This is a genomic window from Streptomyces sp. NPDC001787 (assembly GCF_040297465.1).
GTDB lineage: Bacteria > Actinomycetota > Actinomycetes > Streptomycetales > Streptomycetaceae > Streptomyces.
In genome coordinates, this window is the sequence record NZ_JBEOZE010000017.1 from 81,223 (window position 1) to 97,620 (window position 16,398).

General features: G+C 71.5%; 12 protein-coding genes. 1 reads left to right on the plus strand and 11 read right to left on the minus strand.

The window, feature by feature from the left end:
- Positions 1 to 3 precede the first annotated feature (3 nt).
- From ABT170_RS23075 to ABT170_RS23120, 10 genes are all read right to left on the minus strand, one after another.
- Positions 4 to 2,442, minus strand: coding sequence for a polysaccharide lyase 8 family protein (locus ABT170_RS23075; protein WP_329945094.1), 2,439 nt, complete (start codon positions 2,440 to 2,442; stop codon positions 4 to 6).
- Between the two features lie 11 nt (positions 2,443 to 2,453).
- The gene (locus ABT170_RS23080; RefSeq protein WP_502970557.1) at positions 2,454 to 3,620 is read right to left on the minus strand and encodes an SGNH/GDSL hydrolase family protein; all 1,167 of its coding nucleotides are present in this window, start codon (positions 3,618 to 3,620) and stop codon (positions 2,454 to 2,456) included.
- Positions 3,608 to 4,690, minus strand: coding sequence for a DUF1565 domain-containing protein (locus ABT170_RS23085; RefSeq protein WP_329945092.1), 1,083 nt, complete (start codon positions 4,688 to 4,690; stop codon positions 3,608 to 3,610). The genes ABT170_RS23080 and ABT170_RS23085 overlap by 13 nt, the downstream gene beginning before the upstream one ends.
- Positions 4,687 to 5,313: a DUF624 domain-containing protein gene (locus ABT170_RS23090; protein ID WP_329945091.1), complete on the minus strand. Its 627-nt coding sequence runs from the start codon at positions 5,311 to 5,313 to the stop codon at positions 4,687 to 4,689. The genes ABT170_RS23085 and ABT170_RS23090 overlap by 4 nt, the downstream gene beginning before the upstream one ends.
- A gap of 3 nt (positions 5,314 to 5,316) precedes the next feature.
- The gene (locus tag ABT170_RS23095) at positions 5,317 to 7,329 is read right to left on the minus strand and encodes a hypothetical protein (RefSeq protein WP_329945090.1); all 2,013 of its coding nucleotides are present in this window, start codon (positions 7,327 to 7,329) and stop codon (positions 5,317 to 5,319) included.
- A gap of 3 nt (positions 7,330 to 7,332) precedes the next feature.
- Positions 7,333 to 9,126 carry a heparinase II/III domain-containing protein gene (locus tag ABT170_RS23100; protein ID WP_329945089.1) on the minus strand — a complete coding sequence of 598 codons (1,794 nt, stop codon included), beginning with the start codon at positions 9,124 to 9,126 and terminating at the stop codon, positions 7,333 to 7,335.
- Entirely contained in the window at positions 9,114 to 9,878 is a 765-nt protein-coding gene (locus ABT170_RS23105; protein ID WP_329945088.1) for an SDR family NAD(P)-dependent oxidoreductase, read from the minus strand. Before ABT170_RS23105 ends, ABT170_RS23100 begins: the two co-directional genes overlap by 13 nt.
- 45 nt (positions 9,879 to 9,923) lie before the next feature.
- Positions 9,924 to 10,841, minus strand: coding sequence for a carbohydrate ABC transporter permease (locus ABT170_RS23110; protein WP_351870298.1), 918 nt, complete (start codon positions 10,839 to 10,841; stop codon positions 9,924 to 9,926).
- On the minus strand, positions 10,828 to 11,664 hold the full coding sequence (locus ABT170_RS23115) for a carbohydrate ABC transporter permease (RefSeq protein WP_266928724.1): 837 nt from the start codon (positions 11,662 to 11,664) through the stop codon (positions 10,828 to 10,830). Before ABT170_RS23115 ends, ABT170_RS23110 begins: the two co-directional genes overlap by 14 nt.
- A 141-nt stretch (positions 11,665 to 11,805) precedes the next feature.
- A complete protein-coding gene (locus ABT170_RS23120) occupies positions 11,806 to 13,071 on the minus strand; it encodes an ABC transporter substrate-binding protein (RefSeq protein WP_329945086.1) in 1,266 nt (421 codons plus the stop codon).
- A gap of 227 nt (positions 13,072 to 13,298) precedes the next feature.
- Between ABT170_RS23120 and ABT170_RS23125 the strand changes: the two genes are divergently transcribed.
- Positions 13,299 to 14,408, plus strand: coding sequence for a LacI family DNA-binding transcriptional regulator (locus tag ABT170_RS23125; protein ID WP_329945085.1), 1,110 nt, complete (start codon positions 13,299 to 13,301; stop codon positions 14,406 to 14,408).
- Positions 14,409 to 14,464: 56 nt separating this feature from the next.
- On the opposite strand, the gene ABT170_RS23130 is transcribed toward ABT170_RS23125, so the two are convergent.
- Complete coding sequence (locus tag ABT170_RS23130; RefSeq protein ID WP_351870303.1) at positions 14,465 to 16,318, minus strand: serine hydrolase domain-containing protein; 1,854 nt, start codon at positions 16,316 to 16,318, stop codon at positions 14,465 to 14,467.
- Positions 16,319 to 16,398 lie beyond the last annotated feature (80 nt).

Here is a 16,398-nt window from a genome sequence, read left to right on the forward strand (position 1 = left end):
GGTCTAGCTCCTCTTCAGGGTGAGGTTGAGGGTCCCGCCGTGGTGCGCGGCGGTGTCGGCGGTGATCCTGATGCCGTCGGCGGTGGGCGCGGCGCTGATCCCGGGGTCGGACGAGGCGAGCGTCAGGCCCCGCCCGGTCAGCTCGATGACCACGGAGGACCGCAGCTGGGTCGGGTCGGACAGCGACACCGTCACCGTCTTCCCGGCCGGGCGCACGAGCACCGAGGCCGGACCGTCGGCCTTGAGCTCCTGCGCGGTGCCCGCGGTCCAGAAGTTGGCGGCGAGCAGACCGTCCGCGCAGCGGCGTACCGCGTGCACGGCGGTGGAGTCCGCGACCAGCTTCACCGGTGGGGCGGCCGACAGCAGCTTCGTGCGCTCGGCGGAGGCGGCCGGGGCCTGGAGGTAGAAGTAGCCCGCGTCGCTCGGCGCGGTGCCGTGGTCCTGCCACAGCGTCAGATACGGGCGGGTCACCGGGGTGTCCGTGCCGTACTTGAGGTTGATCTCCCGCCAGGTCGCCGTGCGCTCCTCGCGCAGGCCCCGCAGCGTGGTGGCCGTGGGGAAGACATAACCGCCGGTGCCGGCGACATGGAGCCACTTCACCTTGTCCAGTTGCGCCGACCAGCCCGCGTCGGTGGGCGCCGCCGCACCGTTGACCAGCAGCGCGGCCTTCGGGTCGCGCAGCTTGCGGTTCTCCACCACCGTCTCGGCCCGGCCCGCGTCCGCGGTGATGCCCGAACCGACACACGCGATGACATCGTCCAGGCAGAACCAGCTCTTCAGCCCGTGCAGCGTGCTGCCGAACGCGCGCAGTTCCATGCCGTAGGCGCCGAGCGTCGTCCCGGGCAGCGCGGTACCGCCTGCCCAGTCGGCCGTGCTGGTGGTGCGCTGGCCCGCCGCGTCCGCCGGCCGGCCCGCGATGACGGTGGTGCCGGGCAGCCTGGTGGGGTCGACGGTCGGCCAGTAGTCCTCGCTGTAGTGCCCGAGGTCGTCCGTGTACAGCAGCACCATGCCGTCGGAGAGGTGCCAGGCGCGCAGGTTCTCGTTCTGGATCGACTCGTAGTTGTAGATCCGGGTCGAGTACGCGGAGATGCCGAGCGCGAACGAGGGCCTGTGGTGCGCCGCCTTGTCCATCCGGGGGTGCTGCTTGTGCGCCACCAGCGGTCCGCGGGCGGGCACGGCGGAGTCGATCACCTTCCGGGCGGCGACCAGCGAGGCCAGGTCGGTGACGGCGAGGAAGTCGCGGTAGGTGTCCTCGGCGATCCACTGCTTGGCCAGTGCGGTGAAGCGTTCGCCGCTCTCGCCGGGGAAGCTCGGGATCAGCCGCAGCACCGCCTCGATGACCGTCTGCGCCGAGACATGGCCCTGCTTGCTGGGCCGGGCGATCTCCCGGCCGCAGACCGAGGCCATCATGTCGCCGCGGGTCATCAGGGGGTCGAAACCGTCGTCGACCCAGCTGCGGACGTTGTCGAGATCGGGGTCGGTGACCTTCCACGCCGTACCGGCCAGCAGGTTCAGCAGCCGGGAGAGGTTGTTGAGCAGTTCCTTGCCGTAGCCGCCGTTGTACGGGTGCTTGTAGTGCTGGAGGAACGAGCCGTCGGAGTAGAAACCCTCGCCGGTGCCGGCCGCGCCACCGGTGCCGTTGAAGGCGAGGACGCTGTTGGCGCCGGAACCCTCGACGTCCGAAAGAGCGTCCCGGACCCGGGCCAGCGCGTCGCTGTCGTCGCGCAGCACGGCGTTGACGGCGACGACGGTGGAGATCCAGACGCGGTTGGCGCCGGTCGCGATCTGCCGGTCGGCCCGCCAGAGGTTCGGGTCCGGGGTGTAGTGCCGCACCGCGGTGGTGATCCGGGTCAGCCGCTCGGCGCCGAGCACGTCGTACAGCAGTACCGAGGCGTCGTTGAGCGCCAGCGCGGAGCCGATCTCCCAGTCCCAGTCGTTGTCGAACCGGGTGTGCTCGGGGCCGTAGCGGTGGGTCAGCATCCAGTCGATGCCGCCGAGCAGGGAATCGCGCAGCGCGGTGTCGCCGTACTGCGGGGTGCCCGGGACCGCCCAGGCGGTCGCGGCCGTGGCGAGCCGCTTGAACGAGGTGGTGACGTGGTTGGAGAGCGTCGTGCTGGTCAGATCGGGGAACAGCCCGTCGGTACGGGTGGGGTCCAGGCCCTTGGCGGCGGTGGTCGCGGCCCGGCCGATCCGGGCGACCGCGGCGGCGATCCGCGCGTCGCTCTGGTCGAGACCGGGGCCGCCGGTCAGCAGGGTGTGCCAGCGGACGCGCAGTGCTGCCGCGTCCCCGGTGGCCGCCTGCGCGCTGCCGCCGAGCGCCATCGGCAGCGCGGCGGCGGCGCCCAGTGCGGCGGCGCCCGCGAGAACGGTGCGCCGGGTGGTGCCGGGGGGCGTGATCCGGGGGGTGGTCGGGGAAGTGCCTCGGGTGGTGCCTCGGTTCATGATGCGGGCCCTCACAGGAGGTGTCGGCGGTCCACGGCCGCGGCGAGCGCGGCATGGCCGGAGGGGGTGGGATGCAGGCCGTCGCCGCTGTCGTACGCGGGCAGCAGGCGTGCGGGGCGGGCCGGATCGCGCAGCGCGGCGTCGAAGTCGGCGACGCCGTCGAAGAGCCGTCCGGTGCGTACGGCGCGGTTGATCCGCTGCCGGACCGTGTCCAGCTCCGGTGTCCAGCGGATCCACCCCTCGAAGGGGGTGATGGTGGAACCGATGATCCGCAGCCCAGCGCCCCGGGCCCGCAGCGCCAGCTGCCGGTAGCCGGCGAGGACGAGCGCGGGGTCGGTCTGGCTGGGCGGCTGCTGGAGGTCGTTGATCCCCAGATGCACGATCACGGAGCGCAGTCCCGGCAGCGAGAGCACATCGCGGTCGAAGCGGGACTGGCCGCCGGGGCCGAAGCGGGCGTCGTCCAGCAGCACCCGGTTGCCGCTGATCCCGAGGTTGGCGACGGCCGAGCCGGGCAGCCGCCGGGCCAGTTGGTCGGGCCAGCGCAGATCGGCGTCGTCGGGGGTCCCGACGCCCTCCGCGATGGAGTCGCCGAGGACGGCGACTGCCGGTCCGTGCGCCCCAGTCGTCTCGACGCCCGTCAGCAGGAAGACGGAGGTGGTGCGGACGCCGTCGACCGTGTGCGACGCATGGGTGTTGCGGTGGAAGGACAGCGGCCCGGTGGGACCCGGCAGCCGGGTCGTCACCGTCAGCCGCGAGCCGTCCGCGGCCCGCAGCCCCTCGACCGTGTCACTGGTGAGCGAGGCGCCCGCGGCCAGCCACGCCTGGGCGCGGCCGGCGAACGTCACGGGGCGTCCGCCCGCGGTCACCGGACCGATCAGGACCGGTACGGCGCCGAAGGCGTTGCCGTACCGCAGCCGTACCTGCCCGCCCGCCGACAGCCGCAGGACAGCGGTGAAATCGCCGTCGGTGAGGCCGGCGCTCGCCACGGTGTCGGTGGGCGTCGGCGCGGTCTGCGCGGTCGCCCAGGACGTGGTCCAGCGCGAGCGGCGCGTACCCGTCCGGTCAGCGGCGTCGGCGGTGGGAGCGGCGAGTGTCACCGCGGCCGCCCCGGCCACCCCGGCGGCGGCCGCCTGGAGTACCCCGCGTCTCGCGGGCCCCCGGCCGGTCACTGGGGGCACGCCCCGGTCGGGTTGTACTCGGCCCCGTAGGTGCCGACCGCGTTGCCGCCGGTGTTGCCGCTCATGGTGTTGGTGCAGACGTCGTTCTGCGGGGTGCGCATGAACTTGATGCCGCCGCCCGCGTTGCCGGTGATGGTGTTGCCGTAGACGCTGGTGTTCGTGCCGTCCGTCGCGGTGTCACCGCCGAGCCGGATGCCGGCGCCCGTGTTGTCGTGAACGGTGTTGTAACGGAAGATGTTGCCGCTGCCGCGTGCGTCCAGCCCGCCCGAGCTGGAGTCCTTCTGGCCGCTGCAGTCGTTGTACTCGACGTAGTTGTTGGTCGAGTTCTCCTTCACGTCCACGCACTCGTTGCCCTGGGTGGCGATGGTGTTGTGGTGGATGCGGTTGTTCCTGCTGATGTCGGCGGCGGCGTCCGGGGCCCCGTTGGCACCCTGCTGCTCGGGGGCGGTGCCGAGGTAGATGCCCTCGCCGTTCTTGCCGCCGCCGCCGAACTTGAAGTCGGCCACACCGCAGTTGGTGATGGTGTTCCCGTCCACCTCGGCGCCGGTGACGAGGTAGCGCAGCCGCAGGCACTCGTCGGCGGCGTTCTTCAGGGTCATCCCGGTGACGCGGAGCGCGCCCACACCGTTACCCGGAGTCGTGCTCATGACATATATGAGCTTGAGGCGGTAGCCCGCCACATCGGTGGACGACCCGTGCAGCCCGTCCACCGTGAAGCCGCTCAGCGTCGTCGAGTCGTGCTGGACCTGAATGATCCGGGCGTCACCGGCGCCCTTGACCACCGCGTTCGAGGGGCCCGTGATGGTGACTCCGGCGCGCTTGGTGATGACGTCCTGCTTGTACGTACCGGCCGCGAGGTTCACGACCGCACCCGTCGGGGCCAGATCCACGGCCTTCTGGATCGTGGCCAGCGGGGCGCCCGCCGACGTACCGGCGTTGCTGTCGCTGCCGGACGGTGAGACGTAGTACGCGCTCGCCGCCTCGGCGGCGGCGGCCGGCGAGGGCAGGGCGAACGGGGCGACGCCTGCGGCGAGCGCCGCGGCGAGGGTGGTGCGCATGACACGGCTCATGGGGTGTGCCTCCTGGGATCCGCGAAGGACAGAGCGAGCAGTACGGGGATGCTGGGGCCCAGAAGCAGCGGACCCAGCGGTACGACGAGGGAGAGCAGCACGGCGGAGATCACCGCGCCGAGCAGTGCGGTGCCCCGGGCCGGAGACCCGAAGCCGAGCGCCAGCGCGCGGAGCGACCAGGTCCGGAGGGAATCCTCCGGACTGAGGCCGGCCTGCGCGGCGAGCGCCACGTGGTGGATGACGAGCGCCGCCGCGATGCCCGCCTGGGCGGCGAGCACCACGAACGTCCAGGGCTCGGAACGGCCCAGGAAGTAGACGATGTTGGCGGTCAGCACGCCCGCCGCGGCGGTGGACAGGAGTCCGTGCCGCCACAGCGCGCGCCAGTACCGCCCGAACGCGGTGAAGGTGTTGGTGAAACAGCGGCTGTCCCCCTCCGCGCGCCACCGCTGAAGAGCGGACCCCATCGCGGCGAGCGCGGGCAGCCACGTCACGACACCCAACGCCAGCACGGCGAACGCGGCACCGGCGGCAACCGGATACGCCACGAACTCCAGGCGGCGCAGCAGTGTCGGCCAGGCGGACGACTTGGGGGCGCGCTCCGGCGCGGAGAGGGTTGCCCGCATGGTTCAGCCGACCTTTCCCGTGTACGGCTCGGTGACATCGAGGAGGAGCCGGCCCTCCAGCTCCAGCCGGGTGGCCGCCACGACGTACGGCGCGTCCGCGCCGCCGAGGAGGACGGCCGCGGCGTCGGCGGAGAGCGCGGCGGTGCGGATCCGGCGGGCGACGGGGGAGAGGAAGACACGCTCCGCGGCGTCCTGCCCCGCCCCGCCCGCGCCCTCCGCGCGGAAGATGACGCCGTGCCCCTCCTCGCACACGGCCGCTTCGGCCGTGCCCGCCCCGCCCGGGGTGATCGTGGTGAGGAAGAGCCCGTCCCGGGACCGGGGTGTCGTGGCCCGCAGCGTGTGCAGGGTGCGGGTCAGACGAAGCTCCGGCGTACTGGACGTCGGGTTGGCCTCGACCTCGGTGACCTCGCAGCTCACGGAGGCGTCCAACGGCGCGAACCGCTGGACCAGGGCCGTGGCCGCCCCCGACCGGATCAGCCGCCCGCCGCCCGCCAGCGGCTCGGTCGGCCGGTCGGTCTGGAGCAGGAACGTCCACGCGCGCTCCTCGTCCGCCTCGGCGAGGTCGAGCAGGACGAGCCGCCCCGCCGGGGTGAACACCAGGGTCCGGTCCAGCCGGCGTACCCCCAGCGCGGGGTCGTACATCGCGGCGATCGCGGCCGTGGCGTGTGCCCACCCGCCCCCGGCCTCCACCAGCACATCGCGCTGACGGGCCTGACGTCCGTGAGGAATGTCCCGGTAGACGTGGTAGCGGTCCTCATCGGCGTACCCCTGCCCGTCCACCAGCAGCAGATTGTGGTGCGCGGCCCGCTTGCGGTTGCTGTACCCCTCGTCCACGGCGAGGAACGCGCCCTGCGAGACCAGCACGAAGGAACCCGAATCCGGGTGGTGATGCCCCTGGTCCAGGGTCTCCCAGCCCAGCTCCGCCCGGTGCTTCTCACTCGTCTCCCACGCACCGTGGCCACCGCCGGGGCTCGCCTTGAACGACACCAGCGTGGCGTCGTCCTCCCAGCCGGTCCGGGCCGCGAGCAGCCCCAGGTCCGGGAAGAACGCCCGGGTCTCGGTGGGCCGTGCCGCCGCCACGGACGGGTCGTACCAGAGGTACTCCAGGTACGCCTCCGGCAGGATGCCCGGCCGTACCCCGCTCTCCGCCGCCTCCGCCCACAGCAGTTCGCCCGAGGCCAGATCGCCCATCCACTGCGCCTCCGGGATGCCGTACTGCGCGGCCAGGCGGTAGTAGAGCCCGGCGCTGTGGCCGCTGCGCCGGTCGTGGCAGTCGCCGTGGTCGACGTTGAACGCGAAGCCGGGCGCCGTCTGGTGCAGCCGGTAGCGGAAGGTGTTGGCCAGGAATCCGCCCCGGTCCCACCAGTCGATGCCCTCGGCCTCCTGGAGGAGATCCAGATGGACCGCGAGGAACGGCACCCCGTAGCGCCAGTACACGACACCCTCGGCATGCGAACCGTCCGCGGGCATCAGGTCCAGGACCGTGCCCAGATTCTCCTTGGCGCGCTCGGTCCACTCCTCCTTGCCCAGCACATAACCGGCCGTCGCCAGACCCGCGTAGCAGATCCAGTTGTGGTTCTGCCAGTACGACGACGACCACCAGCGCCCCTCGCTCGCCACCGCGAACTCGTACAGCCGCCGCCCCTGGAGCAGCAGCTTGTACCGCAGCAGGGCCCGTACGCCGTCCGGGAGTTCGTCACCGATCCACCGGAGGGCGAGCGAGAGATGGTGCAGCAGCCAGCCCGCGTCCAGGTCGTGGTCGGGCATATGGGCCTTGCCCCAGTGCGGCAGGCGCACCGCCGCCTCGATCCACCGCCGGCTCTCCGCCAGATCGGCGGGGTCGCCGCCGATCCGGTGGGCCAGCGCCGGATTGGACGCCGCGGGGCCCAGCCAGGTGATGCTGGCCGAGGGATGCGTACGGGGCGGAGTCAGCCCGAGATGCCGTGCCGCCTCCTCCCGTACCCGCCTCTCCTGGGCGGGGCGCGGACCGGGCGGCGGGGTCGCCGAGAGCAGCAAGGATCAGCCCTCCGTCCGGAAGCGCGCCGTCGTGCCGTCCGCCAGTTCCACCGTCAGCTCCTCGCCGTCCAGTCGTACCTCGCTCACCGCGGGACCCGCGGACGCCGCCTGGTACACCGAGGCGAACACCACGTGCTCCGCCTCCGCGGTGAGGTCGACCCGGGTACGCGTGCGCTGCGGGTCGTCCGCGGGACCCGGGCCCGGCCGCGTCAGCGGACGCACCGTGACCCCGGAGGTGTGGGTGTGCCAGCCGTGCAGGGTCTCGTCGCCGTACCAGGTGGTGCGCACCGGACCGGCCGCCTGCACCTGGACGTCCAGCGAGGTCCCGGGACGCAGCTGCGCCGTGACCCGGCGCGCCTCCCGGCCCGTCACCGTCAGCAGATCCACCAGATAGCAGGCGCCCACCGCGACATGCCGGACCGCGCGCACCCCCTCGTACGCCCCGGTGACCTCGGCGGTCACCGAGACGGCGTCCGATGCGAGCAGCGTGCCCGCGCACTCGGCCTGCTCGGCGCCGTCCACCCGGAACGCCGGGTGTGCCTCGGTCGAGGTGTACAGATCACGGAACTCGGTGTGGGCGTAGGGCACCTGACCGGGATCCGGCTGCCACGGGGTGGTGTCGCCGTACAGATACAGCGACAGCTTGTCGCGGTGCCCGTGCGAGCCGCCGTGCGGGCCGAAGTCCACCAGGGCGTGGATGCCCGCGGCGCGCAGCACCCCGTACCCGGCCACCGGATACACGGTGACGGGCGTGGCGGGCGCCGGGCGCTCGGGCAGCGGCGGGCCGGCGAACCAGCCGTCCAGCAGCGCGTCGAGCCCGTCGTCGGCCGCGCCCAGCTCCTCCCGGGCCCGCGCGGCCACCGCCTCCAGCGCGGCCGAGGGCACCAACTGCTGTGCCAGCGCGACCAGTTCGAGCCACTCCAGAGCGAGGGGATCACGCAGATACGGGCCGTCGTGCAGCGCGGGCAGAATGCCGCCCGGAGTCGCGATCGTGGCCAGCACGTCCGTCATCCCGGCCAGCACGCCCACCACATCGGCGGGTATGGCCGACGGGTCGGTGGAGCGCAGCGCCAGCAGCGCCGCGCGCAGGACGAAGCCGTGGTAATAGGTACTGCCTTCCCACTCCCAGCCGTCCTCGGCGACGGCGGCCCGCAGATGCGCGTACAGCCCGCCCTCGCCCTCCAGCCACTCCTTGGCCCCGTCCCACTCCCGGCCCCGCACCGCCGCGGCGGCACGGCTCGCGGCGGCTCCTGCGGAGTTCAGCCACGCCGTGTAGTTGGAGGCCAGATGGCCCTCGCCGGTGAGCACCTCACGGGCGTCGAGCGCGGCCTGTTCCAGGTCGTCCAGCAGCGGCAGCAGAATGGCCAGCCCCTGGACACCCCGCTCGGCGAGCGCGCTGACCGTGTCGCCGACGTTCACCGCCCAGATGGCGTCCGTCAGCGCCTGGTGGAACAGCCTGCCGCGCAGCATCCAGGTCTGCGCCTCGCCGTGCCGGTCGACGGCCAGCTCCGCGTACAGCGCGGCGTACTCCACCAGCCGCGCCACCGCCTCGGAGTCCTGCCCGCCGCGGTGGGCGAGCACCCGCAGGTGCCGCGCCCACGCCTGGTGCGACAGCACCGTCCAGGCGCCGCGCACCGCCTCGTTGTCCACCCGGCAGCCGTGCGCGCAGCGCGCGCCGCCCGCCGGGAAGACGCCTGCGAGCAGATCGCCGTGCTCCAGCTCCACACCGTGCGCCGGGCAGATGTACGCGTGCCACCAGCCGCCGCGCTCCCGGGCGATCCGCCTCAACGCGGCCATACGCCACCGTCGATGTCCACCGTGGTGGCGGTGAGGAAGCCGGAGGCGGGCGACGCGAGGTGCACCACGGCGGAGGCGACGTCCTCCGGGGTGCCGGCGCGGCCCACCGGGATGCCCGCCTCCATCGCCTGCTGCGCCTCGGGCGCGGTGAACGTGTCGTGGAAGGCGGTGCCCTTGATGAAGCCCGGGGCGACCGTGTTGACGGTGATCCCGGTCCCGGCCAGCTCCTTGGCCAGGCCCTTGGTGAACCCGCGGATACCGGCCTTGGCGGCGGCGTACGCCACCGAACCCGGGCCGCCGCCGTTGTGCGCGGCCAGCGAGGACATCGTGATGACGCGCCCGGCGGACGACCGCGTCAGATGCGGCAGCGCGGCCCGCACGGTGCGGAAGGCCGAGGTGAGGTTGACGGAGAGGACCTGGTCGAAGTGGTCGTCGCTCATCTCGGCGATCTTCGCGCGGCCGATCAGGTGGCCCGCGTTGCAGACCAGTACGTCGAGCCCGCCGAGGAAGCCGGTGGCCTCCTCGACCAGGCGGTCCACATCGGCGGTGACCGTCACATCGGCCTTGAACGCCTTCGCCCGGCGGCCCAGAGCCTCGATCGCGGAGACCGTCTTCGCGGCCTCGTCGGCGGAGGAGTGGTAGTGGACGGCGACATCGGCGCCGGCCTCGGCGAGGGCGACGGCGATGGCACGGCCGATGCCGTGGCCCGCTCCCGTCACCAGTGCGCGGGAGCCGTGGAGATCAGCAGACATGGGTGAAGCCCTTTCGATAACCGGTCGTCCGAGGACCGGAACCGGTCACTTGAGACCGGCGGTTGCGAAGCCCTGCACGAAATAGCGCTGGCCGATGAGGAAGAGAATGACCATGGGCAGGGTGGCCAGCGTGGTGCCGGCCATCAGGAAGTGCCATTGGGGACCGTTCTCCGTCTTGAAGACGGAGAGTCCCACCTGGATCACGCGGAGGCTGTCCGTGCGGGTCACCAGCAGCGGCCACAGGAAGTTGTTCCACGAGGTCTCGAAGGTCAGCAGCGCCACGGTGGTGAGCGCGGGCTTGACCTGCGGCGTCATGATCCGGGCGTAGATCCGGAACTCGCCGAGCCCGTCGAGCCGGGCCGCCTCCTCCAGCTCCACCGGGAGGTCCAGATAGAACTGGCGGAAGAGGAAGACCGCGAACGGGGTGACGGCACCGGGGACGATGAGCGCCCACCAGGTGTCCAGCCAGCCGCTGCCGCCCTGGCCGAGGATGTCGTTCCCGCCGGCCAGCGGCATGAAGCGGACGATCAGGAACTCCGGCAGCACCTTGGTGTACGTCGGGATCATCAGCGCCGCGATGAACAGGAAGAAGATCACCTCGCTGCCGCGGAACCTGATCCGGGCCAGCGCGTACCCCGCCATCGAGGCGATCAGCACATTGAGCACGGTGTGGCTGAGGGCGATGATGAAGCTGTTGCGGGCGTACGTGGCGAACGGTGCCGCCTTCAGCGCGTCGACGTAGTTCCCGAACGCCCAGTGCTCCGGAAGGAGTCCGGCGTCCTGGGAGGCGATCTCCACCGGCGTCTTGAGCGAGGTGAGCACCATCCAGACGAACGGCACCACCATCAGCAGGGAGACCACCGACAGCGTCAGATAGAGCGCGATCCTCCCGGCGGTGACCGGCTTGCGCTTCTGCCGGGGCCTCGGCGCGGACGCCGGCTTGTGCAGCTCAGCTGTGGCCACGGGTGCCTCCCATGATCCGCCGGTTGACCAGGGTGAAGCCCATCAGCAGCACGAACAGCACCAGTGACTGCGCGCTGGCGTAGCCGACGCGGAACTCCCGGAACGCGGACTTGTAGATCTCGAACGTCATCATCGTGGTGCTGTTGGCGGGGCCGCCGTCGGTGAGGATGTAGATCTGGTCGAAGGACTGGAACGCGGTGACCATCGAGGTGATGAGCACGAAGAACGTCGCGGGCTTCAGCAGCGGCAGCGTGATGGAGAAGAACTGCCGCGCCTTGGAGGCGCCGTCCACCGAGGCCGCTTCGTACAGCTCCCTCGGCATCGACTGGAGCGCGGCCAAGTAGATGAGCATCTTCATGCCGATGCCCTGCCAGATGCCGACCAGGATCACCGAGGGCATCGCCCAGCTCGTCGAGGCCAGCCAGGCCGGACCGTCGACACCCACGAACGACAGCAGCGCGTTGAGCAGGCCGTTGCCCGGGTTGTAGATCCACAGCCAGACCAGGGCGATGGCGACGGTCGCCGTGATCTGCGGCAGGAACACCGCGGTGCGGAACAGGCCGCGCGCCTTGAGACCGGTGTGCAGAGCCAGGGCCACCAGCAGGCCGAGCATCATCCCCACCGGAACGGTGAAGAAGGTGTAGATGACCGTGTTGACGACGGACTTGCGGAAGACCGCGTCGTCCATCATGTCCCGGAAGTTGTCCAGGCCCACGAACTGCGGCGCCGTCAGCACGTCGTACTTCGTGAAGGCCAGGACCACCGAGGCCACGACCGGCAGGCCGATCCACAGCGAGGCGTGCAGCAGCGCGGGCGCCACCATGAGCATGCCTGCCCGGCGGCGTCGGCGCCCGGGGCCGGCGGGCACCCGGCCGGTGCGCTTCGGCGCCGATTTCTCAGGTGAGGCGGGCGGCCGCGCGGGCCGTGCCTTCAATACGGATGTCGCTCCCACAGTGACGGGTCCTCACATCCGGCCGATGGCGGCCTCGGCGAGCCGGCCGAGTTCCGCGATGGCGTCCTTCGCGGACTGGTCGCCCACGATCGCGGGCTCCAGCGTCGGCTTGATCTTTTCGCGGATCTCCATCCAGGCCGGGGTGCCGCCCTCGGAGACGGCGTGCTGGAGGTTCTGCAAGGAGAGGTCGACGAACTGGTTCTCCTTCACATAGCTGGAGTCGTTGAGGTCGCGCAGACCCGGCACCGAGCCGCGCTGCGAGGCCGCGCCGAGGATCGATTCGGGGGTCGCGAGGTACTCGACCAGCGCGCGTGCCGCCGCCGGGTGCTTGGAGCTCGCGGACTGGGTGACGAGTGTGCCGCCCTGGAGCATCGCCGGCCTGCGGTTGGCGAGGATGAACGCGCCCAGCTTGTCGTCCTTGATCAGGTCCGGGTTCTGTTCCTTGACCTGGACCCACTGGCCGCTCGTCGACATCATCATCGAGGCCTTGCCGGTCTGTATGTTCGTCGGTGCGCCGAGCTCCGTCTTCTTGGCGTAGACCGCCGAACCGTCCTTGACCAGGTCCTTGAAGAACTGCAGGGCCTCGACCCCGCGGGCGTCGGTGAACAGCACCTTCTTGCCGTCCTCGCTGAACAGCTGACCGCCGTTGGAGAAGAGGAAGGTCTCCCAGCACTGGCGCAGATCGATGGAGAACGGGTCGAATCCGACCCGTCCCTCCCTCGTCAGCTGCTTGGCCACGGCACGCAGCTCGGCCCAGTTGGCCGGGGTCTTCTTGATCCCGGCCTCCGCGAAGTGGTCCTTGCGGTAGACCACGATGCGGGTGTCCAGGATCACCGGAAGCGCGTACAGCTTGCCGTCGTAGCGGGACGGCTCCAGCACCCGCTTCTCGTAGTCGTGCGCGGTGGCCAGCTTCTCCGGGAGTTCGGCGATCGCCTTCTTGGCGGCGAACGGCGGTATCCAGCCAACACCCATCATCAGGACGTCGGGCAGCAGCCCGCCCGCGAGACCGGTGGTGATCTTCTCGTTCAGCTGGGCGTACGTGGTGTAGTCCACGTTCACCTTGACGTCCGGGTACTTCTTCCGGAACCCGCCGAGGATCTCGCCCTCCAGTACCTTCTTGCCCTTGGCGCCTTCGTAGATGGGGGTGAGCAGCGTGATCTCACCCTCGGCGGGGCCGTCGGCCGAACCGGCCGACGAGGAGCCGGTGCCGCAGCCGGTGAGGGCCGCGGCAGTGCCCGCGCCGATGACAGCGAGCAGCGACCGTCTGTTGAGTTCCATGGGACACCCCTTTTGAGGTGGAGACTGTGGATCGATCCAGCGATGTGTGTCCCAGCCATGGCCGAGAAGTGCTGGTAAATCGATGCACTGAGACTAGGAACGCCCGGAGAGCGGCGTCAACAGCTGATGCACAACAATTTTTCGGGAAAGTTAACGGGTGTATCGATGGAGAGAGTTAAGTAAATCGATACACTACGATCGGCACGGTGTTCCGAACCGGAGGTGGCATGAGCGGGGTTACGATCCATCAGGTTGCGGCGGCGGCAGGGGTGTCCGCGAGTACGGTCTCCAACGTTCTCAACGGGCGTACCGACCGTATGCAGGCGGCGACACTGGCCCGCGTCGAGCAGGCCATCGAGCAGCTGAGCTACCGGCCCAACCGGGCCGCGCGGATGCTGCGCACCGGCCGGATCAAGGTGATCGGCCTCATCGTGCCGTCCGTGGCCAACCCCTTCTGGGGGGCGCTCGCCCGCGAGCTGGAGGCCATCGCGCTCGCCGAGGGCTATCACGTCCTGCTCTGCAACAGCGAGCGCGACCCGGCCCGTGAGCTCAAGTACGGCGAGGAACTGCTCGCGGACGGGGTGAGCGGCGTGGTGCTCTGCTCATCGCTGCCCTCGCTCGAACATGTCGCGCCGCTGCTCAACCGGGGTCTGAAGATGGTCGCCTTCGACCGCACGGCCCAGGCGGGCGACCCGGCGTCGCTGGCCAGCATCAGTGTGGACAACGCGATGGGCGCCGAGCTCGCCACCAGGCATCTGATCGAACTCGGTCACCGCAGACTCGCCTTCGTCTCCGGTTCCGTCAACAGTGTCAACCGCCGCGAACGGCTCCGCGGCTTCCGCGCGGCCCTGGAGTCGGCCGGCCTCGACCCGGCCGACGCGATCGTGTGGCCGGGCGCGGACACCGCGGAGTTCGGTGACAAGGACGCCGCCGAGCTGGGCCGGAACGCGGCCCGTGAGCTGCTGGCCGCGCCGCGTCCGCCCACCGCGTTCGTCGCGATCAACGACATGTGCGCGATCGGGATCTGCCGGGGGGCCAAGGACGCCGGGCTCAGCGCCGGAGCGGACATCTCGGTGGTCGGTTTCGACGACATCCTGCTCGCCGACCTCTTCGAACCCCCGCTGACCACGGTCCGCCAGCCGCTCCCCGAGATGGCCGCGGAGACGTTCCAGCAGCTCAGGGCCCGGATCGACGCGGCCCCCTCGGCGGGGCGCTCGCTGCTCATCCGCCCCCGGCTGGTGGTACGGGAGTCGACGGCGCCGGCGCCGGTACGGGTGCCCGCACCGACGCCCGCACCCGCCGCCGCGTCGACGTCCGAGCCCGCGCCGGTGGCCTGAGCCCCGGTGCGGGCGGGCCGGTGGCGCGGCGGCCGGCGCGGGCGCGGACATCGCTCTCAGTCCGCCGAGGCCGTCCAGCCGGCCGCCTCGATCCGTGCGGCATCCCGCGGTCGCGACTCGTCGAAGACCGTGCGGCCGCCGTCCCGGACCCGGATGGCGTCCACATACGCGCCGCGGCCCACGTACAACTGGTCCGTGGTGTAACGCCAGCGCAGCCGCACCTCCTTGCCGCGCCACGCGGCCAGGTCCGCCTCCAGACGGTGCCAGCGGCGCCCCGACCAGCCGGACACCGCGCCCGACGGGTGGGGTTCGGGCTCCGGCGCTCCGGCTGAGCTGGACGCCGCCGTGGTGAACGGCACCGGCTGCCAGCTCGCCCCCGCGTCGGCCGACGCCTCAAGGGCGAGGACGTCGGATCCGGGCTCGGTGTCCCACCACAGCGCACAGCTCAGCCCGGCCCGCGCGGACACCGGGCGCAGCGCGGGCAGGGTCAGCGTGGCGGTGGTGGCACCGGCCATGCCGGAGAACCAGGCGGTGCGCCCCCGGGCGGGCCGCACCGCTACGGCCCGTGCCATCCGGTTCGCCGCGGCCACGCGCGGGGCGCTGCCCGAGCGCCAGTTCCGTACGGGATGCACGGAATTGCCCAGCACGATCAGGAACGAGTCGGTCGACGGGTCCAGTACCAGGCTGGTGCCGGTGAAACCGGTGTGGCCCGCCGTACGGGGCGTGGCCATCGCGCCCATGTACCAGTGCTGGTAGAGCTCGAAGCCGAGGCCGTGCTCATCACCCGGGAACGCGGTGTTGAAGTCGGTGAACAGCAGCTCGACCGAGTCCTCGGAAAGGATCCGGGAGCGGCCGTAGGACCCGCCGTTGAGCAGCGTACGGGCCAGAACCGCCAGGTCCCAGGCGCAGGAGAACACCCCGGCGTGGCCCGCGACCCCGCCCAGGCCGTAGGCGTTCTCGTCGTGCACCTCGCCCCAGACGAGCCCGCGCTCCAGCCCCGACCAGGGCAGCCGGGCGTCCTCCGTGGCGGCGATTCTCGGCTTCCAGGAGGCGGGCGGGTTGTAGCGGGTGCGGTGCATCCCCAGCGGAGCGGTGATCTCCTCGCGGAGCAGTTCGTCCAGGGCGCGGCCGGTGATTTGCTCCAGGATCAGCTGGAGCGAGATCAGATTGAGGTCGGAGTAGAGGTAGGCGCTGCCGGGCGGGCTCGCCGGTACCTCGTTCCACAGCAGCCGCAGCTTCCTCTCCCGGGTCGGCTCCTTGTAGAGGGGGATCCAGGCCCGGAAGCCGGAGGTGTGCGTCAGCAGCTGACGGACCGTGATGTCCTTCTTCCCGCCGCCCGCGAAGTCCGGGAGGTAGGAGGCGACCGTGGCCTCCAGCTCCAGCGCGCCCCGCTCGATCTGCTGCACGGCCAGGATCGAGGTGAAGAGCTTGGAGACCGAGGCGAGGTCGAAGACGGTGTCCTCGGCCATCGCGATCTGCTGCTCGGGTGGGAACTCCACCCCCGTGTCGGTCTTCTCGTCGTACGCGGCGTAGCGCACCGCCTTGCCGATCGGCCGGTGCAGCGCCACCGTGCCGCCGCGCCCGGCGAGCAGGACCGCGCCCGCGTACCACGGGTGCGCGGGGGAGTCGGCGAGGTATTTCTCCGCATCCGTGACGAGTTGGTCCAGCGGCTCCTGAAGGAGCCCCGCGCGGGCGGCGGAACCGCGCCGCAGTGTGGGGCGCCCACGCGCCGGTCCGCTGTCCTGGCCCTGGTCCATGCCCGTACCCACGCCCGTTCCTGTGCCCGGCTCCGCCCCGGCCGCCGTCCCCGCAAGGGGGATCGGTGCCAGGACGAGCGCTCCGCCCAGGGCGAGTATCCCGCCGCCCAGCCTCCGGCGGCTGAATCCTCTCCCCGTCGCGTCCCCGGTCATCCGCAACCCCTTCCCGCATCTGGGGGCGTCCACGGGGCGGCACCCGCGTGTCAGCGCCCGCGCGAAAGTAACTTTCGCGA

Bases quoted from the DNA above. Each gene is read 5' to 3' on its own strand.
- ABT170_RS23075 (WP_329945094.1), bottom strand. From the start codon at position 2,442: ATGAACCGAGGCACCACCCGAGGCACTTCCCCGACCACCCCCCGGATC.
- ABT170_RS23085 (WP_329945092.1), bottom strand. From the start codon at position 4,690: ATGAGCCGTGTCATGCGCACCACCCTCGCCGCGGCGCTCGCCGCAGGC.
- ABT170_RS23090 (WP_329945091.1), bottom strand. From the start codon at position 5,313: ATGCGGGCAACCCTCTCCGCGCCGGAGCGCGCCCCCAAGTCGTCCGCC.
- ABT170_RS23100 (WP_329945089.1), bottom strand. From the start codon at position 9,126: ATGGCCGCGTTGAGGCGGATCGCCCGGGAGCGCGGCGGCTGGTGGCAC.
- ABT170_RS23105 (WP_329945088.1), bottom strand. From the start codon at position 9,878: ATGTCTGCTGATCTCCACGGCTCCCGCGCACTGGTGACGGGAGCGGGC.
- ABT170_RS23115 (WP_266928724.1), bottom strand. From the start codon at position 11,664: ATGGTGGCGCCCGCGCTGCTGCACGCCTCGCTGTGGATCGGCCTGCCG.
- ABT170_RS23120 (WP_329945086.1), bottom strand. From the start codon at position 13,071: ATGGAACTCAACAGACGGTCGCTGCTCGCTGTCATCGGCGCGGGCACT.
- ABT170_RS23125 (WP_329945085.1), top strand. From the start codon at position 13,299: ATGAGCGGGGTTACGATCCATCAGGTTGCGGCGGCGGCAGGGGTGTCC.
- ABT170_RS23130 (WP_351870303.1), bottom strand. From the start codon at position 16,318: ATGACCGGGGACGCGACGGGGAGAGGATTCAGCCGCCGGAGGCTGGGC.